The organism is Bacillus sp. BB081 (assembly GCF_008368895.1).
Classification (GTDB): Bacteria; Bacillota; Bacilli; order Bacillales; family Bacillaceae_G; genus Bacillus_A; species Bacillus_A wiedmannii.
The window spans coordinates 139,549-165,088 of record NZ_QOZX01000024.1 but is presented as its reverse complement, the minus strand read 5'-3'; the positions used below and the strand labels follow the sequence as shown (position 1 = coordinate 165,088).

The following is a 25,540-nucleotide window of genomic DNA, read 5'->3' as shown; positions in this document are numbered from 1 at the left end:
TATTCTCTATAGTATATTCACCTGTATAAAAAACGTTTTCATACATTCTATTTTTGTAATTTTATTTCAGCAATCGCTTTATACTTCGGTGTCTCCTTCACATGAGATTCGTATAAAGTAATCGTATCCGCTTGAAATGATATTTCAGGCACTTCCTTTATATGTTCTAAATCAAACTTCTCTTCTCCTACCCATTTACGAGCAACAGTAATATGCGGATGATACGGGCGCGTTTCTAAAGAAAATCCATTCCCTTCACAAATAACGTGTACTTGCTTTTGTAATTGAAACAAATCGTAATTCTCACTTACCTTCGCCCAAAAAATACGCGGTCTATCTTCCATACCGAACGTTGAAAATCCTTGTAATGTGAACGATAGTTCTTTCGTTTCTGTAAGTGTTTGTAATCCATTCTTTATTCCTTCTAATTGTTCCTCTGTCGTACTACCTAAAAATGAAAGGGTAATATGATAATCTTCTTTATGTACCCATGAACGAAATGGTAATTCCTCCTGCATTTCCTCTTTATAGTTAGACAGCACTTCTTTTATATGATTTGGTAACGTAATTGCGACAAAATAATGCGGCTCCATGTACATCTTCTCCTTCTTTCTATTGTTGCTTTTCTTTCTTATCTCATTCAATTAAATAGAATCAGACTTCCCTACAAGTCTAACCAAGTTAGGGTCGCGTTAATAAAATCAGTGGGGGTTTTGTCCATCCCCTACTGATTATCAGCCCTCACCAATCGGGCTTTTACGGGCAGTTGATCCCCACCTAACTTCTTCGCTTTCGCTAAATTTTAAAGTGGGGGGCTTACTGCCCGTTAATGCGGGATAGATGAAATTATATCAATATCTCGACAAGGGATATCGACTTAACAACAAACGCTACGTAACAGAAAACCGTCCCAAAATATTTATTGGGACGGCCTCTTCTTATTTATATATGCATTACTTCGCTAATTCATGAATTGCTTGCGCGTAAATTGCTGTTGCTTTTAATAAGTCTTCAATTTCAATGTACTCGTCTTTTTGATGCGCAAGTTCTTCTTTTCCAGGGAACAACGGACCAAACGCAACGCCAGCTTTCAATGAACGAGCGTAAGTACCGCCGCCAATTGCTAATAGCTCTGCTTTTTCACCTGTTTGTTCTTCATATACGCGTTGCAACGTACGAATTAACACATGGTCTTTATCAACGTGATGCGGGCGAGAGTTCGAATAGTCTGCTACCGCAAATCCATGAGTACCAACATACCCTTTTAACTTCGTGATCATTTCTTCAAAGTTATTCGTAACTGGATAACGTACATTTAATCCTAAATTGCCACCATTCTCTTTCGTATAAGAAAGGCGACCAACATTCACAGTTAATGGTCCGCTAATATCGTCTTTATAAGAAATACCAGCTTTCTCTCCTAAAATATCTCCTGTAAATGTTTCTGTTACAAACGATGCAAACGAAGCCCCTTTTCCATCAAGAGCAACTGTAGTTAAGAAGTTTGCCAGTAATAAACCTGCATTCTCACCCTTCTCTGGAGTAGATCCGTGAGCTGAAATCCCTTTAATTTGCAACGTCACCGTATTACCTTCTACAATTGCTTCACCTATTTTTTTAGCAGTTTGTAAATACTCTTCATATGCTACTGTAAGTGCATTTACATCTTCTCCTGTAATAATCGCTTCTGCAAAATCAGGAACCATATTTAAACGGCGACCTGATTCAAATGAAACAAGTTCATATGTACCTTTCTTCTCTTCACTACCACTTTGCACAACTTGTATATCAGAAATTCCTTTTTCTGCATTAATAATTGGAAAATCTGCGTCTGGCGCAAAACCGATTGTTGGCATTTCTTCGTTTTTAAAGTAGTGATCTACACATTTCCAATTGCTTTCCTCATCTGTTCCTAAAATCATACGAACGCGCTTTGAAAGAGGTAAACCTAATTCTTTTACAATTTTCATCGCATAATAAGCTGCCATCGTTGGGCCTTTATCGTCAATTGCACCGCGTGCAAAAATCTTTCCGTCGCGAATATCTGCGCTATATGCGGGAGTCGTCCAGCCATCTCCTTCTGGTACAACATCAACGTGACAAAGAATACCTACTAACTCTTCTCCTTGTCCCATTTCAAGATGACCTGCATACCCTTCTAAATTTTTAGAAGCAAAACCTTCAGTTTCTCCTTTATGTAACATGAAAGATAAAGCTTTTTCTACACCTTCACCGAATGGTGCGCCCTCTTTCGCTGATTCTTCTTCCCATACACTTTTAATTTGTAAAAATTGTTGTGTATCACGAATTAAATCATCTTTTCGTTTTGCAACTTCTTCTGTCCAATTAATCGCTGACATCACGCATCCATCCTTCACTATATTGTTTCTTTCATCATAACAAACCGAAATCTCTTATGCCATATACGAAACTCAAATACCTAACAATTGTAATATTTCAGATATTTCCCATTAGTTTTTCTTTTATTTTTCTAAAAAAATTTGCAGGAATTTGGCGTTTTACGTAGAATTTTATGTGTTAGTTGACTGACCATATATAAAATGTCAACTACCAATATTTTTCTATATGAATATTTGTTAAACTTTTGTAAAATTTAAGTAGATTAAAGCATGAATTTTATCATGTAGAGTACAATGGTAGTAACGACCTTCTTTCCTGAATGGGGTCAAAAAAACTAGTAGAGGAGTGGTTTTCTCTTGAAACCTACAACTACTCGTATGCTAACACGCATTAAATCAATTTATATGTACATCAATGAAAACGGAACGGTAACGACGAAAGACCTTGTAGATGAGTTCGGGATCACACCACGAACGATACAACGTGATCTAAATGTGTTGCAGTTTAATGAACTCGTGTATAGCCCTTGCCGCGGTAAGTGGACAACAACAGGAAAGAAAGTGAGAATGACCTCATAATGAAAAAATAATTGTATGTAAATAAATACATACCCCTTTCTAACTCATTAGAAAGGGGTCTTTTCTGCGCCAAAAACAGCACTATTTCTCAGTATCTACTTGATATGTTTTTAACATTTCTACTTCTTCATCTGATAGCTCTCGGTATTGTCCAAGTTCTAGCTCTTCATCTAATACTAATGGTCCCATCTCTGTTCTCTTTAGGTAGACTACTTTTTTCCCTACCGCTTCAAACATACGCTTCACTTGATGGAACTTTCCTTCTGTAATCACAAGCTCGATTTCAGAAATCTCATCGCTTTTTAATATTGTAAGTGCACCTGGCTTTGTTTCATAGCCATCATCTAAAATAACACCTTTAGCAAACTCTTTTACATCCTCTTCTGTTACTACTCCTGCAACGTGTGCATAATATTTTTTCGGCACATGCTTTTTCGGAGATAACAATTGATGTGATAACTTCCCGTCATTTGTTATCAATAAGAAACCTTCCGTATCAATATCAAGTCGTCCAACTGGGAACGGATCAAAGATTGCATCTTCTAACTCTAATAAATCTATTACCGTTTCATGATTATCATCTTCTGTCGCTGAAATAACGCCTTGTGGTTTATGCAACATTAAATAAATAAACTCTTTATATTCCACAACTTCTCCGTGAATCATAACTTCTTGCTCTTCTACATTTACATGAACCTTCGCATCTTTCACTGGCGTTCCATCAATTTTTACAACGCCGTCTTTCAATAATTTCTTTACTTCTTTTCTACTTCCATATCCCATATTTGCTAATAATTTATCTAATCTCACGTTTTTCACCTTCTTTATTTATCATAGAAAAGGGGACGTAATTACGCCCCTTTTGATTTCAACTTTATTTTGAATCTATTGCCAAGTTTACGTTGGATTTTCTCTAACGCTTCTCCGCCAAATACTCGTTCAAGTACTCCTGTGCGAATTGCTAACAATCCGTACACAAGACCACCAATACCTGCACAAACCACAACTGTAATAAGAGCACCCATTCGGCCATCAGGCGAGATCATGAAGGACAGAATCCATTGTGATAACTTTACAGCAATGACCATTACAAGTGTTAATACTGCAATTTGGAAAGTTCTCTTATATACAACACCAAATGAATAGTGTACATGTTTTTTGATTTGTCGATTCGTATACCATACAGAAGCTAAGAATCCGACTGCTGTTGCTAAAATCGCTCCAACTGTACCGAAATAACGAATAAAGATTACGTTACATACGAATTTCAAAATAACACCCATAATAAGCGCGACAATCGCATGTTTTTGTTGATTGATTCCTTGCAGAATTGCTGCTGTCACTGTAAATAAAGCGAATAACAACGCAACCGGTGCATACCACATTAATACTTGTCCACCTAGTGGATCTGAGTCATAGAACGCAGTATAGATTGGATATGCAAGTGTTGAAATACCGACAACTGCTGGCAATGTTAAGAACATATTTGCCTGGAATGTTTGTGTAATTTGTAACTTTAAATAACGGTATTGTTTTTCAGTAAATGATTTTGTAATCGCTGGTACAAGCGTTAAACTAAACGCTGTCGCAAGCGATACAGGAATCATAATTAATTTATGCGTCCACATTGTGAAAATACCGAGAGCTCGCTCTGCAATATCCCCTTGACCAATCGCTTGCATAATTGAGTTAAATGTCAATGTATCAATTTGTTGATATAAAGGAATTGTTAACCCAATTACAACGTAAGGAATCGCATATGCAAATAATTCTTTAAATAATTGAACCGTACTCACTGTCGATTCTGGTACAGTTTGTTCAATTAAATATTGATCCAAATGTTTTTTACGTTTTAACCAGTACCAAATGAGTACACCGAGCGCTCCAACTGCTGAAACGAACGCAGCAAATGTCGCTACCCCAACTGCTGTTGCAACTGTACCACCAAGTACTTTAATAACGATAAAACTACCCGCTAATAAAAAGACGATACGAATAATTTGTTCAATAATTTGCGAAACAGTAGTTGGTCCCATCGATTGGTGACCTTGGAAATAACCACGAATTAAACTCGCTGCTGGTACAACAATAAGTGCAAAACTTACAAGACGAATAATCGTCGTAACTTCTCCTATATTACTGTGTACACTTTGTTTACCAAGCATTGCTTCTGCAAACAGTGGCGCTGTCATGTATAGAACTAGGAACGAAAGAACTCCTGTTACTATCATCATAACCATTCCCGAACGGAACATTCTCCGGCTCGTTTTATAATCGCCAAGCGCATTATATTTGGAAACAAATTTGGAAACAGCAAGCGGCACCCCTGCCGTTGCAATACTTAAAAAGATTGTATATGGAATGTATCCATATGTATAGAGCGTTCCGCCTTCTGTACCTACTAATGCATGAAACGGAAAGACGTAAATCATGCCTAAGAACTTTACTAAAAATGTCCCTAACGTAACAATAAGCGTTCCGCGCAGAAATTTCGAATCGGACATACAAAAATCCTCCTACATCTACATAAAGTGAAACTTTAATCAGTGTGGGTGTTCTTCCCTACTGATTATTAGTTGAACTATTCGAGCATTTACGGGCTACCAAATTCCCTTTTTATTTCTCTTACATCTTAAGGTTTTTGTCTTATTGCCCACAAATAGCAGGATAGTGCTGAACTCTAACTTTTGTATTGTACCACAATTCTCTCCTTAAGCAGTACTTCACTCTATTTTTCTTTTAAGGGAAAACATGCTATTCTTTTAGGCAGGAAATGTAGAAAATGAGGTCGATATATTATGCATTATGATGTTATTGTCATCGGCGGCGGGCCTTCTGGGCTAATGGCTGCAATCGGTGCTGCAGAAGAAGGCGCAAGTGTCTTACTTCTTGATAAAGGAAATAAACTAGGGCGTAAACTTGCGATTTCTGGTGGTGGTCGTTGTAACGTAACGAACCGTCTACCACTTGATGAGATTGTTAAACATATACCAGGAAATGGCCGCTTCTTATACAGCGCTTTTTCTATTTTCAATAATGAAGATATTATTACATTCTTCGAAAAGCTTGGCGTGCAACTAAAAGAAGAAGATCATGGTCGCATGTTCCCTGTATCAAATAAAGCACAATCAGTAGTAGACGCACTTTTAACACGATTAAAAGACTTAGGTGTAAAAATCCGTACAAATACACCTGTTGAAACGATTGAATATGAGAACGGTCAAACGAAAGCTGTAGTACTGCAAACTGGTGAAGTGTTAGAAACGAATCACGTCGTTATCGCTGTTGGTGGAAAATCTGTTCCTCAAACTGGTTCTACTGGAGATGGATATGCTTGGGCTGAAAAAGCTGGACATACTATTACAGAATTATTCCCAACAGAAGTACCAATCCTTTCAAACGAACCATTTATTCGTGACCGCTCCTTACAAGGCCTTGCTTTACGCGATGTAAACTTAAGCGTATTAAACCCGAAAGGAAAAGCTATCATTTCTCACAAAATGGACATGCTCTTCACTCATTTCGGCCTATCTGGTCCTGCCGCTCTCCGTTGTAGCCAATTCGTCGTGAAAGCACTGAAAAAGTTTAAAACGAACACGATTCAAATGAGCATCGATGCATTACCAGAAGAAAATAGTGAACAACTATTCCAGCGCATGCTGAAACAAATGAAAGAAGATCCGAAAAAAGGAATTAAAAACGTTTTAAAAGGTTATGTACCTGAACGTTACTTCCTATTCTTATTAGAAAAAAATGAAATTGACGGTAGTGAACAAGCTGGACAAGTTTCTCACGAGAAGATTCGTGCACTTGTGAAAGACTTTAAAGAGTTCACTGTGAATGTAAATGGTACGCAGTCAATTGAAAAAGCATTCGTTACTGGCGGCGGTGTATCCGTTAAAGAAATTAACCCGAAAGAAATGTCTTCTAAATTCACGAACGGCGTATATTTCTGCGGAGAAGTTCTTGATATTCACGGTTATACTGGCGGCTATAATATTACATCTGCTCTCGTTACTGGTAGAATTGCCGGAACAACAGCTGGAGAAAACGCAAAAATGCAATAGTAAAAAAAGAAACAGGGCTTCCTGTTTCTTTTTTTATAGGTACATAAAATTATATTAGCGGTCTTTCACATATATCAGCGATTCCTCAGGTTATACCGACTTACCAACAAAGAATGCCAAACCCTCGTGCTTTTTAGTTGCTTTATATACCTTAGTACCTTTATATTTTATATTGTTGAATATTTAAAAAAGGGTAAGGGGAAAAAATATGAGAAAAAAAGTCATGATGTCTTTAATGCTAATGACGTTTCTTTCTGCGGTAGAAGGAACGATTGTTAGTACAGCGATCCCTCGTATAACGAGTGATTTGTCAGGCGTCGAACTTGTTAGTTGGGTATATGCAATTTATATGCTTGCAACAGCTGTTTCGACTCCAATATACGGAAAGTTAGCTGATTTATTCGGTCGTAAAAAAGTTTTACTCATCGGAGCTACAATCTTCTTAATCGGTTCTGCGCTTTGCGGAGTCGTTACATCAATGGAACAATTAATCTTCTTCCGTGCTCTTCAAGGTATAGGTGCTGGTGCTGTTATGCCGATCACAATGACGATTATTGGAGACTTATATAGCGAAGCGAGAGACCGCGCGAAAGCACAAGGTTGGATGAGTGCCGTTTGGGGTGTATCGGGTGTTATCGGACCGTTAGTCGGTGGATTTTTAGTTGATTCTCTATCTTGGCGTTATATTTTCTTCTTAAACGTCCCATTTGGAATTATCGCTTGCTTAATGATCGCCATTTACTACAAAGAATCTATTAAGCCCGCTAAACACCATATCGACTATCTTGGTGCAACAGTCTTCTCATTAAGTACGATCGCTCTACTATATGCATTATTAACAGGTAGCAGTAAGCAAAACTGGGGCGACATAACAATTATCGGCCTATTAATCTTCGCCGTCGTTTCATTCATTATTTTCTTATTCATCGAGAAAAAATCTCCGGAACCATTAATTCCGCTAGCACTTTTCTCTAACCGTACATTATCTACAATAAACATATTAACGCTCATTGCTGGCGCAATGATCATTAGTATTACAATGTACCTTCCAATTTGGAGCCAAGGTGTATTAGGAAAAAATGCGACAGAAGCTGGACTTATTTTAATGCCAATCCCTGTTATGTGGACATTTGGCGCTATTTTCTCTGGTAACTTAGTAGGCAAATTAAAAACGAAACAAATCATTTTACTTGGAGCTAGCATTTTATCAGTCGCTACGTTCTTATTATTTACATTATCAACAAATTCACCATCGTTCCTTATTTATGTAGCAGTCGGATTATTCGGATTAGGAATGGGGCTTGTGACACCTATTTATATGGTAACAATTCAAGCAGCCGTACCAGCTCATACACGCGGAACAGCCGTTGGTTTAAACACATTTATTAATACATTTAGCCAAACGTTAGGTGCTGCAATCTTTGGCACAATCTTCAATACGATGATTCATGCACGCGGCATTAAAAACCTTGACCTTGTATCTGGTGGACACGGCGGAACTACAGCAAACGTCGTAACCGAATCGCAAGAGGCATTAGCATCAAGTGTACACGTCATTTATATGAGTACTTTCGTATTAGCAGTATTTACACTAATCATCGCTTGGATTTTATTGAAACCAGCTACTCAAACAAGTGAGCAATAATAAAGAGGATGACCATTTCGGTCATCCTCTTTTTATTCTTCATTCTCCACAATATGTTTCAGCATAGATAATTTATTATCCCAAAAACGTTCATAATATGAGAGCCACTGTTGTAATTCCTCTAATGGTTCTGGATGCAAGCGATATATCTTCTCTCTTCCGCTTTTTCTTCCGCTTACTAAATTCGCTTCCGAAAGAATATGAAGGTGCTTTACAACCGCAGTACGACTCATCGGAAAATGATCCGTTATTTTGGAAATCGGTAACTCTTTATCACTTAATAACCGTATTACTTCTCGGCGGGTTGGATCAGCAATTGCTTGAAATACATCATATTTCGCTGCTGATGAAGACACTTAGCCTTCAACAACCTTTTTCAGTTTTTCATTTACAATCGCTACCCAGCCGCCACTCATTCTATCGCGAATAATAGAGCTCTTCGCATTCGCTTTCGGAAGAATTTCATCAGGATGTTTCCAGCCGCCGTGAATTAACGTAAATTCTGTTTTATTATCTCCTAGGTCTTTCAGATTAAATGAAACGACCCAGCCATCTGTATCCCATGAGAAAGATAGATGGTTTGGTTCATCAATTTCTAACACTTTACATGGTGATGGGCCAAATGGTGATTGCACATGAAATTCATGTCCTACCTCTAATGCAAAATCATTCGGCATAAACCATGAAGCAATCCCTTCTGCAGTTGATACTACATTCCATACTTTTTGAATAGACGCGTTAAAAACAATCGTTTGTTTAATATCATTTAATGTATTTTGTTGTTCCATTTTCATTCTCCTTTATTCGGCAATTAAATATAACACCTTTTAGTTGCACTTCAATGATATAACACCTTTTAGTTTCATGTCAACGCTAATTCTTTTTTACTGTTGAGAAATTCTCAACATTTTTTCAACAGGACAAACACCCTCTGAGCATTCCCTCATAATATACTCACAAAGGCAACAAAAAATAAAAACTTCTTTCAACATGAAACTCCATCATTCATCTTGAAAGAAGTGCCTTACGTATATCATGCGTATTTCGTCTCTCCTCCTTCCCTCAGGGACACTACGCGAGATATGAAAAATCAGAAGGAATATGCCCACCATTTGAGTAGGTAGTTATTTCTCTTCTCCTCAACATTTCCTTAGGAGCGAAATGACTACCAACTCACTTTTTCAAACAAAAATAAAAAGGAGATGAAAGGCTATGTTCTATTGCATTAACTGCTCTGACATTCACCATGAAAAACATCCGAATGATAAAGTATTCAAAAACGGTTTTTATATTGATCCATTTTTAGGTGATCGTTATCACCTTGGTATGTGTACAGATGCCCAAAACCATGAAACAGGGGAGCCTCTTTTAGCGAAAAAGAAATTAGGCACAACTCAATCTATTATGAACGTATTACCGACACATGTTGTCCCAACATAAAGCATAAAAAAGAGCTCAGCTCTTTTTTATGCTTTATAAACGATCATTGCTGAAAAACAATAAATTTGGTTTTCGTCATCATTAATGGAAACACCGACTTGATACTTAATATCTACAAAATTACTATCATCAATCTTTTTCAAAAAAACATTTACAGCGTCTTCTAAGTCTTTTTCGTGACTTTCATCAAACACTTTCACACGAATCATGTTAACACCATCCTAGATCGCAGCCCTCCGCCGCTTGATTATTGCCACGGTGCGTATCTATGATGCGATAAAATTTTCCGTCTTCATATATATATCCGTCTTCTAACACATATTGTTTACCTTCAGTATAGACATAAAACTTACCTATCATAAATTTACTCGTATATAATTCCAAATAATCCGGTCTAAATTTAGCTACAACTTTATTTGTAATATCAATTCTTATTGTGCGCCCCACCTTCTCTCCCTCCCTTGCAAAGAACGGATTTAGGTATATTGTATTAGCGATTTTACATTTTATGCTTAAAAATAAGTGGATATGCCTTCTTTCTTCGTCTGTACTATTTTTCAAAAAAAATCATCAATAAATAAGAGCAAAAAAATATATAAAAAAAAGAGTTTTTACTTATTGACTATAACATCAACATTATGGTATTATATAAAATTTGACATTTTTGATTACTTGTGCTATCATTAAAAGTGGTTACCACATATGGAGGTGGATGATTTGTTTCAAATTGGCGATAAAATCGTTTATCCAATGAACGGCGCAGGAGTCATCGAAGCCATTGAAGAGAAAGAAATATTAGGAACAACACGTCAATATTGTGTGATACGTATCATTAGTAAAGACATGCAAATAATGCTTCCTATGGATCAATTACAAAAATCAGGTATTCGTTATATCGTAGATAAAGGTACGTTAGATGGTATACTTCTTGAATTTCAAAACGGGGAATCAGACACATCACTTTCCTGGAAACAGAGATATACAATGAATATGGAAAAAATGAAAAACGGCAATCTGCAAGATAGTGCAGAAGTCGTTCGCGATTTACTTCGCCGTAATAAAGAGAGAGCATTAAATGCGAGCGAAAAACAAATGCTAGATAATGCACGCAAAATGATGATTAGCGAAGTTGCTCTCGTGCAAAATGTTTCTGAACATCAAGCAACAGAATTTCTTCAAGATACAATTAATCATTAAATTTAAAATAGCCGACCGCTATTTTTTTTTGCAGAAAAAAGGACAAAGAGATAAACCTCTTTGTCCTTTTATATTACCCGCGCCCTGCTTGAAACGACGGGTATAAAGTCATTCCACCATCTGCAAATAACGTAATTCCAGTTACGTAACTCGCTTCTGAAGAAGCAAGCCACGTTGCGACTGCTGCAATTTCTTCCGGTTTTCCAATGTAGCCCATCGGTATCATACTTTCTACGTCAGCACGTTTTTTAGGATCAGCAAACTTTTCGGCATTAATTGGTGTATTTATTGCACCTGGCCCAATATTATTTACTCGAATACCTTTTGGTGCATATTCTAACGCTAACGTTTCTGTCATCAGTTTAATGCCGCCCTTACTCGCCGCATAGTGCACAAATAGTGGCCATGGAATTTTCTCGTGAACACTCGACATATTAATGACAGATCCTTTAATATCGTGTTCCACAAAATATTTAATCGCTTCACGACTTCCTAAAAAAGCGCCTGTTAAATTTGTATTAATTACTCTATTCCAATCTTCAAGCGGCATTTCATGCGACGGTACCGCGTTTTCTATCCCTGCATTATTAATCATAACGTCGAGCGTACCAAACTCTTTTACAGCAGATTGAATGAGATTTGCAACATCCGATTCACTCGTGACATCACCTTTTACAGCAATCGCTTCTCCCCCTACTTTTTTAATTTCTTCTAATACATCATGCGCTTCTGACTCTCGTGAACGATAGTTAATTACTACTTTTGCTTTTTCCTTAGCAAACCTTACTCCCATCGCTCTTCCAAGACCAGTTGCTGACCCTGTAATAACGACAACCTTCCCTGCTAAATCACTATACATTCCAATACCTCCTTTAACTTTTTGCAATACCTAACATAATTCCAGCTGCAATAATAAAAACGATACCAACAACAATCCCCGTTAATTGGCGTTTCGTTTTTCTTTCACCTAATATAAGAATCCCGCCAAGCGTTGAAATAATAATTCCCATTTGTGATAGAGAAAAACTTGTTGCCACTCCGACACGCGGCTGCGAAATGAATAAAAACATATTTCCAGCTGCCCAAATTAATCCTGGAATAATATTTCGTATTGCATATTTATTAAATGGATGATGTTTAAAAGTAAGTAAAATTCCCCCTAACACCATACCAACTGCTTGTGGTAATAAAGCTGACCAACCATCTACATGAAATAGTCTAATCACTACTACATAAACTAAATAACCGACGGTTGAAATCAATAAAATGATAATGCCCTTTTTAAAATTCCCCGATTGCTCTGCACTCTTTTCTTCTTCACTTTGAAGCGATGTTAAAATAACACCGATAATAATACAAACGAGAGCCAAAACACCAAGGACAACTGATATTGTCGTGGACCACTCATGAAATACGATAACTCCAAATAAAGTCGTCGCAACTAATTGAAGTCCTGTTGAAATGGGCATCGTCCTCGAAACGCCCATTAAATCAATACTTTTTAATTGATTTGCCTGACCAAGTGCCCAAAATAAACCTGACACAATTCCAACTCCAATAACAGTAGGAGTTAATACTGGCTTCATAAAAATATAAACAACAATCGAGAAAATAAGTGCGCCAAGCGTTGTACCGAGCGTTTGACTATATGGTCCACCGCCAAGTTTTACGTTAAATAGCACAATACTTCCCCAAAATATAGCTGGTAAAATCGCTAAAAGTATGTCCATCGCTCATTACCTTTCTTTACGAAATGTCATCAGTTACCGTTCTACACCATTAGAATGTGATTTCATTTTTTCCTTCGCCCGTGCACAAACCTTTTCTGCGATCACACTAGACACATTTTTTTGTCGCTCAACTTTCTTTATCTTTATGTGATCTAAATTGTCTTCCAAAGTAAGTGTAACTTTATCATTGGGCGGGTTATGTGCACCTTGAAATGTGAGAAATTGTAGCGTCACTTCAAATCTAGGAACGAACTCATCTTTCTTACCAAGACGCTTTATATTTATAACAGAATCACATTCATATTGATCTTCTGTCGCTTGCCTTATAACAGAGTAATATCGATTTAATAGCGCACTTTCTAAAAGTTGTTCATTCGATTCTTTTGCCAAAGAATAACTTGGCAAAAAGGAAGAGATAGAACATATTATTGTTAGCATTACACATAGTTTTTTCATAACGCCCTCCTTGTTCTATACGTTAGTGTTCTCAAAACTGCAATAAAAAAACGACTTTCCCTATGTAGGAAAGTCGTTTTAATGAATCCAATATTAACCACCACTCACTGGTGGGATTAGTGCAACAACATCACCAGATTGAATCGTATCATCTTCATTTGCATATTCTTCATTAATCGCAACCATAATTGGTGCCAATACTGGCACATTATATTCAGTTGCAACCATATCTTTTAACTCTGCAACCGTAATATTTTCTTTCTCTATTTGTAATTCACTTCTTCCTGCTTCTTCTTGCAAGTTCGCAAATAACAATACTCGAATCATACTTATAGCTCCTTCCCAGGCTCTCCCGCCGGATATGGCGTTTTTTCTAATTGATCGCCAATCCAAGAGTCTCCATCTTCCCAAAACTCCTTTTTCCAAATCGGAACAATTTGTTTTATGCGTTCCATAATATATTCATTTGCTTCATAAGCCGCTTTACGATGCGGTGTTGAAACAGCCACAACAACCGCGATATCAGAAATTTGCAATGTACCGATGCGATGTGTAATCGCAACGTATGTACCTGGCCATTTTTCTTTCACTTCCGAACCAATTTTCTCTAACATCTTTTCTGCCATCGTTTTATAAGCTACATATTCTAAGTATAATGTACGACGCCCTTTCGTAAACTCTCTAACCGTTCCAATAAACGTTGTAACAGCACCACATTCGCGGCGAATAACCTTCTTCGCTACCTCTTCAATCGAGATTTCTGTATCAATTACTTCATAATACGTATTTGTCATTTCGTACTCCTTACCGTTTGTAAAAACCAGTCTATATAGAAATCTTCTTCTGTTATATGAAATACTTTATATTCTTCTCGTAAGTTTGCCGAAGCATCATGCCACGTAATAACCGCTACTATATTTTCTACTTTATGTAAAAGTTCAACGTCTTCCGCAGAACGAAGTAACACTACTTTCGGATAGCTCTCTTTTTTATAGCCCTCTATTAAAATTGTATCCACTTCAAAAAACTCATATAAGCGAATAATTTCTTGCAAGGACCATTCCTCTCTTAATGACGACAGTGAAAGTAATCCAGCGCCTTCTACACTACTGACAACAGCACCAGCCTTTCGGTGCCTTTCACTATCTTTTTGCGCTACTTCTGGAAAACCTCCGTGCCCGTGATGCTTAATTGTAGCAACTTTCATTTTTCGTTCAGCTAATGCATACACAATTTTCTCAACAAGCGTTGTTTTTCCGCTATTTTGATACCCTACTATTTGTAAGATTGAAGGGGCTTTGCCCATGGCCACTCACATCCCTCGGCGTGCTCTAACAACAATACAGATACTTTCATCCCTGCTTCAAATCCTCTCGTTCCTCCAGGCAACACAATAAAAGCATTCGCATCGGCAAGTGAAGAGACCGCACTCGATTTATCTAAACCGACCGGCATCGCTTGTAATGCCCCGTCTACGATTGTCACCTTAGCTCTTACAAAACGAGTAAACGGATTTGGCTTCGGAAAGTCTTTTTGTAAAATAGCATCTGCTCTATATACATGAGGCTCCTTTGCAAACAAGTATGTTTTTATAATCGGATGCACAAATAGCTCAAATCCTACGTAACAAGCTGAAGGATTCCCTGATAAACCGAAAAGTAACTTTCCGTCAACTTCAGCTACTGTCGTTACACTTCCTGGTCTCATCGCTATTTTATTAAAGAGTACATTCGCCTGTAATCTTTCATAAATAGCTGGCAAGTAGTCATAATCTCCTACCGACACACCGCCTGTCGTAATTAAAATATCAACCTCATCCATCGCCGATTGAACAGCTGCAAAACATGCATCTAACTCGTCGGCAAGTTGACCATAATAACGCACTTTCCCTCCGGCTTTCATAATTTGAGCTGCAATCATATACGAGTTACTATTTCTAATTTTCCCCGGCTGTAACGACTCATGTACTTCTAACAATTCACTTCCTGTCGTCACGATACCAACAACAGGCTGTTTTACAACTTTCACAGTACTATATCCAAACGTCGCTAATAAGGCGGCAACACCTGGATTGATTGCAACGCCTTTCTTAACGAGAACTTGATTTTGTTTTATATCTTCCCCTTTAAATGACACATTGTCACCACTATTAAAAGGACGCTTTACCTTCATATATGTTTTTCCGTTCTTCTCAAACCCCTCCGTCAGCTCTAGCATTACGACTGCATTACAATCCTCTGGAATAGCTGCCCCCGTCATAATACGAACCGCCTGAAAAGGTCCTACTTCTTCTGTAAAAACAGATCCTGCCCCGATTTCTCCTATTACTTCAAACTCAATCGCATTCTCTTGATTTGCTTCTTTCGTATCTTCTGCTCGAATCGCGAAACCATCGTAAGGAGAACGATCGAAATGAGGAACGTCATGATCAGAGATAACATCCTCCCCAAGAATTCTCCCGTAACTTTCCGTAATAGAAACCTCTTCTACTTCACCATTTTTCGCATATTCCATTACTCTCTCTACTGCCTCAGCAACTTGAATTGGAATTCGTTTTTCTATCATCGTTTCTCACCTCATATTTGCAATTTTTTTTATCTCGATTAAACTTTATATATTAAATAGAAATTACTTCAAGGAGGAATTCCATGTCTTCATTCACACACTTTAATGACCAAGGACGCGCGAAGATGGTTGATATAAGTGACAAAAAAGCAACCGTCCGAACAGCAATTGCGTGCTCTAGCATTGTCGTTACAAAAGAAATTTACGATAAAATCTCTCACAATGAAATTGGGAAAGGTGACGTATTAGCAGTTGCACAAATCGCAGGTATTATGGCTGCGAAACGCACTTCTGATATTATCCCAATGTGCCATCCTTTATTATTAAAAGGTGTTGACGTTTCTTTCGATTGGAAACAATCCGAAGAACAATATCGATTACTTATTGAAGTAAAAGTTAAAACAGAAGGTAGCACCGGTGTTGAAATGGAAGCTTTAACAGCCGCTTCCGCTACAGCTCTTACTGTGTACGATATGTGCAAAGCTGTTGATAAAGGTATGATTATTGGCGAAACTTACTTATTTGAAAAAACAGGTGGAAAAAGTGGAGATTATACGAGAAAGTCTTAATCTTCTTTCCATTGAACCTAAAGGGCTCCCTTTAGGTTCAACCTATATATCTTGCATATAAGCGTTTTGCTATATTTATATCATTCGTCCCATGAATAAACGCCCTGCCATCTGTAAATAAAACAAAACGAAATTCCTCCACCGGAAATGATAATAAATACGGAGTAGCTTTTACATCCACACTTCTTTGTAAGCGCTTTTTAATTTCTTCTAAATTAAATTCATTCCGCACACCTGGACGGATTTGTACTGTATTTCGGCCACATAACACTTCTGTTTTCGTTTGTGCTTCAAATGTTAAACTCGGATATGTACGTAATCTTCCGCAAGATAAACATGTATCTTTTTTCTGCCTATTCACTTTAAATGCCATCTGTTGATTATTCCAAAGATCAAACGATAACATCGTTTCGCGAAGCGCCCCATAGTCTTCTACTAATATTTTCAGCGCTTCCGTTATTTGATGTGCAACTACTAATTGCACGGCTGGCTGTATAATACCCGCCGTATCACATGTTGCCCCGCTCGCTGGATGTTCCATTAAACAGCGGAAACACGGTGTTTTTCCTGGTAAAATTGTATACGTTACTCCGTAGCTTCCGACACAACCACCATATATCCACGGAATATTACACTTTTGTGAAATATCATTAATAAGAAGACGTGTTTCAAAATTATCTGTCGCATCTAATATTAAATCTACATCATTCACTAGCTCTTCCATTTCTTGCACTGTTACATCAGTCACAACCGGGTTTATTTCCACCTCAGAATTAATCTCTTGTAAATGTTCTGCTGCTGCTACCGCCTTCGGTTTATACTGTGTTGCGTCGTCTTCTGTATATAATTGTTGCCTTTGTAAATTGCTCCATTCTACATAATCACGATCCGCAATTGTTATTTTTCCAACACCCGCTCTAACAATCGCTTCTGCATTCGCTGCACCGAGAGCACCAGCGCCAATAATAAGTACATGCTTCTCTCTAATTTTTCTCTGTCCTTCTTCTCCAACACCAGAAAATAATATTTGTCTTGAATATCGCTCCTGCATACGATAGCCCCCTTTCTTATCCTCCTATATAAGACATTTCAATTTTCGGACGATTCTTTGCACTTTCTTCTGTCCGTTCATCCGAATACCTGTCTTTTCTATTCATCCATACATTTTGTATAACGCTTACTAACTCATCATCTGAAAGATTTCCTCTAAGAAGTTCCCTTACATCCAATCCTTCTGTCGCAAATAAGCAAGTATAAAACTTTCCATCTGCCGAAATTCTTGCTCTCGTACAAGAGGAACAAAATGACTCTGAAACAGAAGTAATAAAACCGACTTCGACATTTGTTCCAACGTAACGATATCGTTTCGCAACTTCACCGAAATAATGCGCTTCAGCTGGCTCAAGTGGATACACACTATGAATCATTTCAATTAATTCTTGCTTTGTAACGACTTGGTCAAAGTTCCATCCATTTGTACTACCAACATCCATAAACTCAATAAACCTAAGTGTGATTCCTTGCTCTTTAAAATAAGTAGCCATCGGAAGTACTTGATGGTCATTCATCCCTTTTTTCACAACCATATTTACCTTTACATCAAGCCCGGCCTCTTTTGCAGCCATAATTCCCTTTATAACAGGTTTCGTATTGATATTCCGGCCATTAATGTCCTTAAATACATCGTCATCTATTGCATCCAAACTAACATTTACTCTATGTAATCCAGCTTCTTTTAATGCTTTTGCTTGTTTCGTTAAATGAATTGCATTTGTCGTTAACCCTATATCTACTAACCCTTCAATTTTCACGAGACGTGCAATAAGTTTTGTTAAATCTTTACGCAGCAGTGGCTCACCACCAGTAAGCCTAATTTTTCGTACACCGATGCTAACAAATAGTTTTGCCAAACGTTCAATTTCATCAAACGTCAGTAAAAACTCATCTTTCAAAAAAGCATAATCTGGCCCAAAAACTTCCGCTGGCATACAATATGTACATCTAAAATTGCAACGATCAATGACAGATATGCGCAAATCTTGAAGTGGGCGTCCAAAAAAATCTGTAACCATCTCCTGCATCGCCACCCTCCCTTTCTGCCAAATTTCTCTCTTTTCATTCTATTATAATATATTTTCGAACTGCGATGTTTTTGCTCAAGTGAATAAAGTAAAACTTTCCTAACCAATTAGATTACCTACAAATAACGATATAAAAACCTTGAAGCATAAAAGCCCCAAGGTTTTCTTCCTATTAACTTAATCTAATAATAGTTAAAGTAGCTCCTGGCGTTGCCGTAGATAATGTAGCTATTGCAACTAATCCAAATAACTGCAGGCTAATAGCAGCTCCAGCAGGCAAATTAGCAATGATCGTTGCACTAAATGAACCAGTAGCAACTGTCGGAGCGTTTATCGTTCCCGCAAGCGGACTACCATTTACAGTTATACGAGAACTTACAAGTAATCCTGCCGTTAGGTTAATTGTATAAGCTATATAATAATTCCCTGCATTCGCAACTGTAAATACAGTATTTCCTCCGCTAACAGTAATTCCTGGACCAATATTTTGATTGTTCGGTAATGGTACATTCGTACCACCTAATAAAACGGAAATAGCGGTTCCTGATGTATTATTCGCAAATGCATACGTTGCAGTTGTACTAACTCCAGTCGCCCCGGTTGCCCCGGTCGCTCCAGTGGCTCCAGCTCCGGTTGGACCTGTATCTCCAGTTGGACCTTGTGAACCGGTTGCTCCTGTAGCCCCCGTTGGACCTTGGATTCCTTGCGGGCCTTGAATTCCTTGTGGACCTGTCGCTCCGGTTGCTCCTGTAGCTCCCGTTGAACCTTGAATTCCTTGCGGGCCTTGAATTCCTTGGGGACCTTGAATTCCTTGTGGACCTGTCGCTCCGGTTGCTCCTGTAGCTCCCGTTGGACCTTGAATTCCTTGCGGGCCTTGAATTCCTTGTGGGCCTTGAATTCCTTGTGGACCTGTCGCTCCGGTTGCTCCTGTAGCTCCCGTTGGACCTTGAATTCCTTGCGGGCCTTGAATTCCTTGTGGGCCTTGTGGGCCGGTCGGACCTATGTCACCTTGCGGACCTTGGATTCCCTGTGGGCCTTGTGCTCCCGTTGCCCCTGTCGCTCCTTGGATTCCTTGCGGACCTTGTGGACCTTGAATTCCTTGTGGGCCGGTTGGACCTATGTCGCCTTGTGGGCCTTGAATTCCTTGGGGACCTTGTGCTCCTGTTGCCCCCGTTACTCCTTGGATTCCTTGGGGACCTTGAATCCCCTGTGGACCGGTTGGACCTATCTCTCCTTGAACACCTTGTATTCCTTGCGGCCCCTGTAACCCCGTCACTCCGGTTGCTCCCGTTACTCCTGTCGCTCCTGTCACTCCAGTTGAGCCTGTCGCACCTGTATCTCCTGTTACTCCTGTCGCACCTGTTGCTCCTGTCGGGCCAGGTGGTCCACCTGATGGACCTGTCACTCCCGCCGGACCTGATGGCCCCGTTGGTCCGGTCGGTCCTGCTGGTCCTCCTGACGGGCCAGTCACCCCTGTTGGACCGGTTACTCCTGGTGGACCGGTAGTTCCTTCTCCCGTCGCTCCGGTTGCCCCCGTATCTCCTGTTGCTCCCGTCGGACCTTGTATCCCTTGAATTCCTTGTGGTCCTTGCACTCCTTGCGCACCTGTTGCTCCTTGAATCCCTTGAATTCCTTGCACTCCCTGTGTCCCCATCGGACCTGTTGGACCAATTGCCCCTTGTGTACCTTGCACTCCTTGGGGACCCTCTGGACCCGTTGCTCCTATTTCCCCTTGTATCCCTTGAATTCCAGTTGCTCCTTGTGCTCCAGTTGCTCCCGTTATCCCTTGCACACCTTGTATTCCCTGTATTCCTTGTGGACCTTGTGGGCCTGTTGCTCCTACCGGTCCTTGAATACCTTGTATCCCCTGAGGACCCTCTGGACCCGTTGCTCCAACTGGCCCTTGCACACCTTGTATTCCTTGCGGGCCCTGAAGTCCCTCTGGGCCTTCTGGACCGGTTGGACCTATCTCTCCTTGTATCCCTTGGATTCCAGTTGGACCTTGTGGGCCAGTCGGACCTTGGATTCCTTGCGGACCTTGGATTCCCTGTGGACCTTGTGCTCCTGTTGCCCCTGTCGCTCCTTGGATTCCTTGAATTCCTTGTGGGCCTTGAATTCCTTGTGGGCCGGTTGGACCTATGTCGCCTTGTGGGCCTTGAATTCCTTGTGAACCTTGTGCCCCCGTTGCCCCTGTTACTCCTTGGATTCCTTGGGGACCTTGAACACCTTGTGGACCGGTTGGACCTATCTCTCCTTGAACACCTTGGATTCCTTGCGGACCCTGTAAACCCGTCACTCCGGTTGCTCCCGTTTCTCCTGTCGCTCCTGTCACTCCAGTTGAGCCTGTCGCCCCGGTATCTCCTGTTACTCCTGTCGCACCTGTTGCTCCTGTCGGACCAGGTGGTCCACCTGATGGACCTGTCACTCCCGCCGGACCTGACGGCCCCGTTGGGCCGGTCGGTCCTGCTGGTCCTCCTGACGGGCCAGTCACCCCTGTTGGACCGGTTACTCCTGGTGGACCGGTAGTTCCTTCTCCCGTCGCTCCGGTTGCTCCCGTATCTCCTATTGCTCCCGTCGGACCTTGTATCCCTTGAATTCCTTGTGGCCCTTGCACTCCTTGTGCACCTGTTGCTCCTTGAATCCCTTGAATTCCTTGCACTCCCTGCGGCCCCATCGGACCGGTTGGACCAATCGCCCCTTGTGCACCTTGCACTCCTTGGGGACCCTCTGGACCCGTTGTTCCTATTTCCCCTTGTATCCCTTGAATTCCAGTTGCTCCTTGTACTCCTGTTACTCCCGTTATCCCTTGCACACCTTGTATTCCCTGTATTCCTTGTGGACCTTGTGGGCCCGTTGCTCCTACCGGTCCTTGTATGCCTTGTATCCCCTGTGGCCCCTCTGGACCCGTTGCTCCAACTGGACCTGGCACTCCTTGTATTCCTTGCGGGCCTTGAAGTCCCTCTGGGCCTTCTGGACCTGTTGGGCCTATCTCACCCATCGGACCTTGTATCCCTTGAACTCCTTGTGGTCCCGTTGCTCCTGATGGACCCGGTACTCCTTGTATTCCTTGTGGACCTTGATCTCCAGTCGCTCCTGTTACACCTTGAGGCCCTATAGCCCCCTGGATACCTTGCGGACCTTGATTACCAGTTGCACCCGTGATTCCTTGAATCCCCTGAACTCCCTGTATTCCTTGTTCACCAGTTACACCCGTCGGACCAGGAATACCTTGGATACCTTGCGGACCTTCTGGACCTGTTGGCCCAATCGGTCCTTGAATCCCTTGTATTCCTTGCAAACCCTGTGCTCCTGTGCTTCCAGTCGGACCTGTACTTCCCGTTGCTCCTGTTACCCCTGTACTTCCTGTTACCCCTGTATTTCCCGTTGCTCCCGTCGCACCTGTACTTCCACTCGGTCCACCACCCGGGCCTGTCGCACCAGTTGCCCCCGTCGGACCTGGTGGTCCTCCAGATGGACCCGTTATCCCTGTTGGACCTGTTATTCCAGTTGGGCCTGTAACCCCTTGACCAGTTGCTCCTGTTGCTCCCGTATTTCCACTCGGTCCTTGTGGGCCTTGTATCCCTTGAGGTCCTTGTATACCTTGTGAACCAGTTGAACCCGGTACCCCTTGCACTCCTTGAATTCCTTGAGGTCCCTCAGGTCCAGTAGCCCCAATCAGACCTTGTACCCCCTGTATCCCCTGTATACCTTGTGCCCCAGTCGCTCCCGTTGGACCAATCGGACCTTGTAACCCTTGCACCCCTTGAGGTCCTGTCGCTCCAGTTTCTCCTTGTGGTCCTCTCAATCCTTGTGGCCCCTGCTGTCCTTCTGGTCCAGTTGCACCTATTGGCCCAACTGATCCTTGTATCCCTTGCACACCTTGAGGTCCTGTCGGGCCCATCTCCCCCATCGGACCTTGTAATCCTCTTGGTCCTTGAGGTCCTGTTGGGCCTTGTGGACCTGTTGGACCAGTGATCCCTATACCTGTAAATCCAGTTGGAACAGGGGGGAAAGTAGGCCCAATAAGTTCGGGTGGAATTCTAAAATTAGAGCTTAACGAATTTTGCTTCCGATTATTATCACGATTCTTCACACTTTCACCACCTACAAACCGTCTTTTTCATAATAAATAAGCCTCTTCTTAATCTATTTACAAAAATAATTTCCAAGACTATTTTTATTTTAAATAAATAAAAACTCCCTTAATTCCTTAAGGGAGTCCCGCAGTTGAATCCATATTATCTGTATTAGGAACAGCTTGCACTATACCCGATGTATTTACACTTTGCCCCATGTTTGTTCCTGTTACAGTACCAGCAGGAGTGCCCCTTGTATATGTTGTCGTCACAGAATCTCCTGGCTGTAAACAAAGCTTCGTCTCCGTCCCTATTACTGTAACAACGTCGATCCAAGTGCACCCCATTGAACCACTATACGATTTCGTAGCAGTAAATGACGTATCACTCAAATTATCACCGGTAAATATATTCCCAGTGTTATTCACAATAACAAATTCTTTTATATGAGCAGGCATAATTACACTCTACCTTTCCTCTATGAACCTAATGTACGTGTACTCGTTGCTAATGGCGGAAGAAACACTGATGTTCTAATCACCGCTTCTGACTGTCTTTTCCCATTTAAAAAAATAGCCGCACTCGACCCTCCAGCACCCGCATATACTTTTGCTACAGCTAAAGGTGAGATATCATAACAGTCACCAACATTAACAGCCCCTGTATTATTTATAATTTTTACTTTCCGCAAGTTAATCCCCATTTACCTATCCCCCTTTTGTACACTGTATGCAAAAGAAAAAAACTTGAAACAGACTCGTTTCAAGTTTTTTTAGCTACTTATTTCGTTTCACCTTCATATTGAAGCATGCCGCCAACCATGTTCACTGTTTTAAAGCCTTGCTCATTTAAATAATGACATACATTTTCACTGCGCATTCCCGAACGACAAATAAAGATATATTCATTCTCTTTATCAAAGAAATCTACTTTATTTGGGATATCGCCCATTTTAATATGTACAGCTTCTGGAATTTTCCCTGCCGCTACTTCTTCATCTTCCCTTACGTCTACTAAAAATAACGTTTCCCCATTTTCTAAACGCTCTTGCACTTCTTCTGTAGTAATTGTTTTAACTTCTGTCATATGTCGTTCCTCCTTATATACAATAAAACCTTTAGTCTCTTCCTTAAACAAGCATATCTAGTCAATTTTAGCATGCGAAAGAAAGAACGCAAAGAATGGAAATTTTATTTCTCAATTTTCCCGCAAAACTTATTCTTTACAAACATAACTCGTGCATTGTATCCTCAATATACTTGTTTTATGAAAGGAGCCAATGAAAATGACACTTTTTCTTTTCATTACGGGCATCATTTTCTTAATCGCCGCAATTATTGCACTTAGTATGAAGAATAATAAAAAGATAAAATCACCACAAGAAATGTCATTCTTATTTCTATTGCTTAGTATCGCATTCTTCGGTATAGCAATTGCCACATATATTTTCCGTCTACAAATCATGTAAAAAAAGGTGCCTACTACATACATCGCACCTTTTTCACACCGTTTATTTTCTACACCAAACTAGATACTTTCCGATTTAAAAATTCATAAACTTTCTTTTCAAATAAATGAATATCAAATGCTCCTGCCATATGCCCATTTATACTTTCTATCTCATACACTTCCGCATACTTCCCTTGTTTTTGCAAAATGTCTACCATTTTATAATTATAACGTGACGGCTGAAGCAAATCTTGTTTACACGGAATCATAAGTACATTTGCTTCTATGTTAGAAAGCGCCTCTTCTAAAGACGAAAATCCATGCGCAATATCATGTAATAAAACTGCTTTCGCAGTGTATATCCACGAATTTGCATCTACTAACCCTATACTTCTATATGTCACTTTATTTATTTCTTTCTCAAATGATGTTAATATCGCAAGCTTTTCATAAGGTTCTACTTTTATACTATTACGAGGGAATGTTGTTTCATAAAAATGCTCATCAAATGCGTTCATAAACATCATTCTATTTGCTAAATGAAGTCCCTTCATTGGCTGCTCTTCTCCATATTTTCCGCCCTTCCAACTTGGATCCAGTTGAATAGCCTCAATTGCATTTTGTGCTACATTTACCGACGTAATAATTGGATTTTGCGGGTTCGTAATAACACCAATCATCCGCTCTACCATATGAGGATAATGAACAGCCCATTGTTGTGCAATCATCCCGCCAGCTGACGGTCCCATTACAGCATGTAGCCTTGCGATTCCCATATCTTTTATTAACTCATATTGCATACGAGCTACATGAAGAAATGTAAAAACTGGAAAATCCATCGCATATTCATCTCCAGTTTTCGGATCAATCGATTTCGGTCCCGTTGTAAACACATAAGGGTTCTTCACCTGCACATTACAAAGATTATCAGTGCATATAACAAAGTATTTATTTGTATCAATTGCTTTTCCCGGTCCAATTAAACCATCCCACCAACCAGACTCCTCATCATGCGCTGTATATTTTCCTGCCGCGTGACTCGTTGCACTAAAATAATGGCATACCAAAATCGCATTTGACCTTTCTCTATTTAAAGTACCATACGTCTCATACCCCATTTGAATAGGAATTCCCCTACCATTTTCAAACGTAAACTCTCTTAAAACAAACTTTTCCTTTTTTACAAATTGCACAGACTCGCCCTCTTCCCGTCATAGTATGAACTGCTGCTTACTAAAGGATTTTTTCTATGCAAACTAATCTCCTCCTTCTTTTCATAAATAAATGAATAATATACAAAATTAGCCACAAAATAGCATTATATTA

29 protein-coding genes are annotated in these 25,540 nt (G+C 40.0%); 7 read left to right on the top strand and 22 right to left on the bottom strand.

Annotated elements, in window-relative coordinates:
• Positions 1-47: 47 nt before the first annotated feature.
• Complete coding sequence (gene thpR / locus DN394_RS13835) at positions 48-593, bottom strand: RNA 2',3'-cyclic phosphodiesterase (RefSeq protein ID WP_098625685.1); 546 nt, start codon at positions 591-593, stop codon at positions 48-50.
• Between the two features lie 360 nt (positions 594-953).
• Entirely contained in the window at positions 954-2,360 is a 1,407-nt protein-coding gene (gene pepV, locus DN394_RS13830) for a dipeptidase PepV (RefSeq protein WP_001274255.1), read from the bottom strand.
• Positions 2,361-2,717: 357 nt separating this feature from the next.
• On the opposite strand from pepV, the gene DN394_RS13825 reads away from it, so the two are divergent.
• A complete protein-coding gene (locus DN394_RS13825) occupies positions 2,718-2,939 on the top strand; it encodes a DeoR family transcriptional regulator (protein WP_000805512.1) in 222 nt (73 codons plus the stop codon).
• Between the two features lie 81 nt (positions 2,940-3,020).
• On the opposite strand, the gene DN394_RS13820 is transcribed toward DN394_RS13825, so the two are convergent.
• Both DN394_RS13820 and DN394_RS13815 read right to left on the bottom strand, forming a co-directional pair.
• On the bottom strand, positions 3,021-3,749 hold the full coding sequence (locus tag DN394_RS13820) for a pseudouridine synthase (protein WP_001234939.1): 729 nt from the start codon (positions 3,747-3,749) through the stop codon (positions 3,021-3,023).
• 41 nt (positions 3,750-3,790) lie between these two features.
• Positions 3,791-5,443, bottom strand: coding sequence for a putative polysaccharide biosynthesis protein (locus DN394_RS13815; RefSeq protein WP_001284052.1), 1,653 nt, complete (start codon positions 5,441-5,443; stop codon positions 3,791-3,793).
• Between the two features lie 294 nt (positions 5,444-5,737).
• On the opposite strand from DN394_RS13815, the gene DN394_RS13810 reads away from it, so the two are divergent.
• Positions 5,738-7,006 carry a BaiN/RdsA family NAD(P)/FAD-dependent oxidoreductase gene (locus DN394_RS13810; RefSeq protein WP_000558875.1) on the top strand — a complete coding sequence of 423 codons (1,269 nt, stop codon included), beginning with the start codon at positions 5,738-5,740 and terminating at the stop codon, positions 7,004-7,006.
• Between the two features lie 208 nt (positions 7,007-7,214).
• Positions 7,215-8,651 carry an MDR family MFS transporter gene (locus tag DN394_RS13805; RefSeq protein ID WP_149293891.1) on the top strand — a complete coding sequence of 479 codons (1,437 nt, stop codon included), beginning with the start codon at positions 7,215-7,217 and terminating at the stop codon, positions 8,649-8,651.
• 32 nt (positions 8,652-8,683) lie between these two features.
• On the opposite strand, the gene DN394_RS13800 is transcribed toward DN394_RS13805, so the two are convergent.
• Positions 8,684-9,007 carry an ArsR/SmtB family transcription factor gene (locus tag DN394_RS13800; RefSeq protein WP_000098837.1) on the bottom strand — a complete coding sequence of 108 codons (324 nt, stop codon included), beginning with the start codon at positions 9,005-9,007 and terminating at the stop codon, positions 8,684-8,686.
• Positions 9,008-9,439 carry an SRPBCC family protein gene (locus tag DN394_RS13795; protein ID WP_000437758.1) on the bottom strand — a complete coding sequence of 144 codons (432 nt, stop codon included), beginning with the start codon at positions 9,437-9,439 and terminating at the stop codon, positions 9,008-9,010.
• A 424-nt stretch (positions 9,440-9,863) separates the two neighbouring features.
• On the opposite strand from DN394_RS13795, the gene DN394_RS13785 reads away from it, so the two are divergent.
• Positions 9,864-10,091, top strand: coding sequence for a DUF3973 domain-containing protein (locus tag DN394_RS13785; RefSeq protein ID WP_000498995.1), 228 nt, complete (start codon positions 9,864-9,866; stop codon positions 10,089-10,091).
• Between the two features lie 26 nt (positions 10,092-10,117).
• Here DN394_RS13785 and DN394_RS13780 read toward each other — a convergent pair whose 3' ends face one another.
• Both DN394_RS13780 and DN394_RS13775 read right to left on the bottom strand, forming a co-directional pair.
• Positions 10,118-10,300 carry a sporulation protein Cse60 gene (locus DN394_RS13780; protein WP_000621751.1) on the bottom strand — a complete coding sequence of 61 codons (183 nt, stop codon included), beginning with the start codon at positions 10,298-10,300 and terminating at the stop codon, positions 10,118-10,120.
• A 1-nt stretch (position 10,301) separates the two neighbouring features.
• Positions 10,302-10,538, bottom strand: a complete 237-nt coding sequence (locus DN394_RS13775) for a DUF2553 family protein (protein WP_000533808.1) — start codon at positions 10,536-10,538, stop codon at positions 10,302-10,304.
• Positions 10,539-10,793: 255 nt separating this feature from the next.
• Here DN394_RS13775 and DN394_RS13770 point away from each other — a divergent pair, with 255 nt between their 5' ends.
• Positions 10,794-11,288, top strand: coding sequence for a CarD family transcriptional regulator (locus DN394_RS13770; RefSeq protein WP_000451449.1), 495 nt, complete (start codon positions 10,794-10,796; stop codon positions 11,286-11,288).
• Positions 11,289-11,361: 73 nt separating this feature from the next.
• On the opposite strand, the gene DN394_RS13765 is transcribed toward DN394_RS13770, so the two are convergent.
• From DN394_RS13765 to moeA, 7 genes are all read right to left on the bottom strand, one after another.
• Positions 11,362-12,147, bottom strand: coding sequence for a glucose 1-dehydrogenase (locus tag DN394_RS13765; protein ID WP_098849572.1), 786 nt, complete (start codon positions 12,145-12,147; stop codon positions 11,362-11,364).
• Between the two features lie 13 nt (positions 12,148-12,160).
• Complete coding sequence (gene glcU, locus DN394_RS13760) at positions 12,161-13,018, bottom strand: glucose uptake protein GlcU (protein ID WP_000353528.1); 858 nt, start codon at positions 13,016-13,018, stop codon at positions 12,161-12,163.
• Between the two features lie 33 nt (positions 13,019-13,051).
• Positions 13,052-13,474 (bottom strand): DUF3888 domain-containing protein, encoded by a 423-nt coding sequence (locus DN394_RS13755; protein ID WP_000732103.1) that lies wholly within the window; start codon positions 13,472-13,474, stop codon positions 13,052-13,054.
• Between the two features lie 93 nt (positions 13,475-13,567).
• A complete protein-coding gene (moaD, locus tag DN394_RS13750) occupies positions 13,568-13,801 on the bottom strand; it encodes a molybdopterin converting factor subunit 1 (RefSeq protein ID WP_097917984.1) in 234 nt (77 codons plus the stop codon).
• Between the two features lie 2 nt (positions 13,802-13,803).
• Positions 13,804-14,268 carry a molybdopterin synthase catalytic subunit MoaE gene (gene moaE, locus DN394_RS13745; RefSeq protein ID WP_000185930.1) on the bottom strand — a complete coding sequence of 155 codons (465 nt, stop codon included), beginning with the start codon at positions 14,266-14,268 and terminating at the stop codon, positions 13,804-13,806.
• The gene (gene mobB / locus DN394_RS13740) at positions 14,265-14,780 is read right to left on the bottom strand and encodes a molybdopterin-guanine dinucleotide biosynthesis protein B (protein WP_046958690.1); all 516 of its coding nucleotides are present in this window, start codon (positions 14,778-14,780) and stop codon (positions 14,265-14,267) included. The genes moaE and mobB overlap by 4 nt, the downstream gene beginning before the upstream one ends.
• Complete coding sequence (gene moeA, locus DN394_RS13735; protein WP_149293890.1) at positions 14,750-16,039, bottom strand: molybdopterin molybdotransferase MoeA; 1,290 nt, start codon at positions 16,037-16,039, stop codon at positions 14,750-14,752. Before moeA ends, mobB begins: the two co-directional genes overlap by 31 nt.
• 83 nt (positions 16,040-16,122) lie before the next feature.
• Between moeA and moaC the strand changes: the two genes are divergently transcribed.
• A complete protein-coding gene (gene moaC, locus DN394_RS13730) occupies positions 16,123-16,608 on the top strand; it encodes a cyclic pyranopterin monophosphate synthase MoaC (RefSeq protein WP_000094144.1) in 486 nt (161 codons plus the stop codon).
• Between the two features lie 37 nt (positions 16,609-16,645).
• Here the strand turns inward: moaC and DN394_RS13725 are convergent, their stop codons facing one another.
• The 6 genes from DN394_RS13725 to DN394_RS13700 all read right to left on the bottom strand — a co-directional run bounded on the left by DN394_RS13725 (position 16,646) and on the right by DN394_RS13700 (position 23,851).
• A complete protein-coding gene (locus DN394_RS13725; protein WP_149293889.1) occupies positions 16,646-17,659 on the bottom strand; it encodes a molybdopterin-synthase adenylyltransferase MoeB in 1,014 nt (337 codons plus the stop codon).
• A 16-nt stretch (positions 17,660-17,675) separates the two neighbouring features.
• Positions 17,676-18,689, bottom strand: a complete 1,014-nt coding sequence (gene moaA / locus DN394_RS13720) for a GTP 3',8-cyclase MoaA (protein ID WP_048562058.1) — start codon at positions 18,687-18,689, stop codon at positions 17,676-17,678.
• 172 nt (positions 18,690-18,861) lie between these two features.
• Positions 18,862-22,782 carry a BclA-related collagen-like exosporium protein gene (locus DN394_RS13715; RefSeq protein ID WP_149293888.1) on the bottom strand — a complete coding sequence of 1,307 codons (3,921 nt, stop codon included), beginning with the start codon at positions 22,780-22,782 and terminating at the stop codon, positions 18,862-18,864.
• A gap of 117 nt (positions 22,783-22,899) precedes the next feature.
• Positions 22,900-23,223 (bottom strand): hypothetical protein, encoded by a 324-nt coding sequence (locus DN394_RS13710; protein ID WP_001110866.1) that lies wholly within the window; start codon positions 23,221-23,223, stop codon positions 22,900-22,902.
• 20 nt (positions 23,224-23,243) lie between these two features.
• On the bottom strand, positions 23,244-23,468 hold the full coding sequence (locus tag DN394_RS13705; RefSeq protein ID WP_000512464.1) for a spore germination protein: 225 nt from the start codon (positions 23,466-23,468) through the stop codon (positions 23,244-23,246).
• A gap of 77 nt (positions 23,469-23,545) precedes the next feature.
• The gene (locus DN394_RS13700) at positions 23,546-23,851 is read right to left on the bottom strand and encodes a rhodanese-like domain-containing protein (protein WP_000141212.1); all 306 of its coding nucleotides are present in this window, start codon (positions 23,849-23,851) and stop codon (positions 23,546-23,548) included.
• 199 nt (positions 23,852-24,050) lie between these two features.
• On the opposite strand from DN394_RS13700, the gene DN394_RS13695 reads away from it, so the two are divergent.
• On the top strand, positions 24,051-24,233 hold the full coding sequence (locus DN394_RS13695) for a hypothetical protein (protein WP_000171896.1): 183 nt from the start codon (positions 24,051-24,053) through the stop codon (positions 24,231-24,233).
• A gap of 49 nt (positions 24,234-24,282) precedes the next feature.
• On the opposite strand, the gene DN394_RS13690 is transcribed toward DN394_RS13695, so the two are convergent.
• Positions 24,283-25,407, bottom strand: a complete 1,125-nt coding sequence (locus DN394_RS13690; protein ID WP_097917988.1) for a homoserine O-acetyltransferase family protein — start codon at positions 25,405-25,407, stop codon at positions 24,283-24,285.
• Positions 25,408-25,540 lie beyond the last annotated feature (133 nt).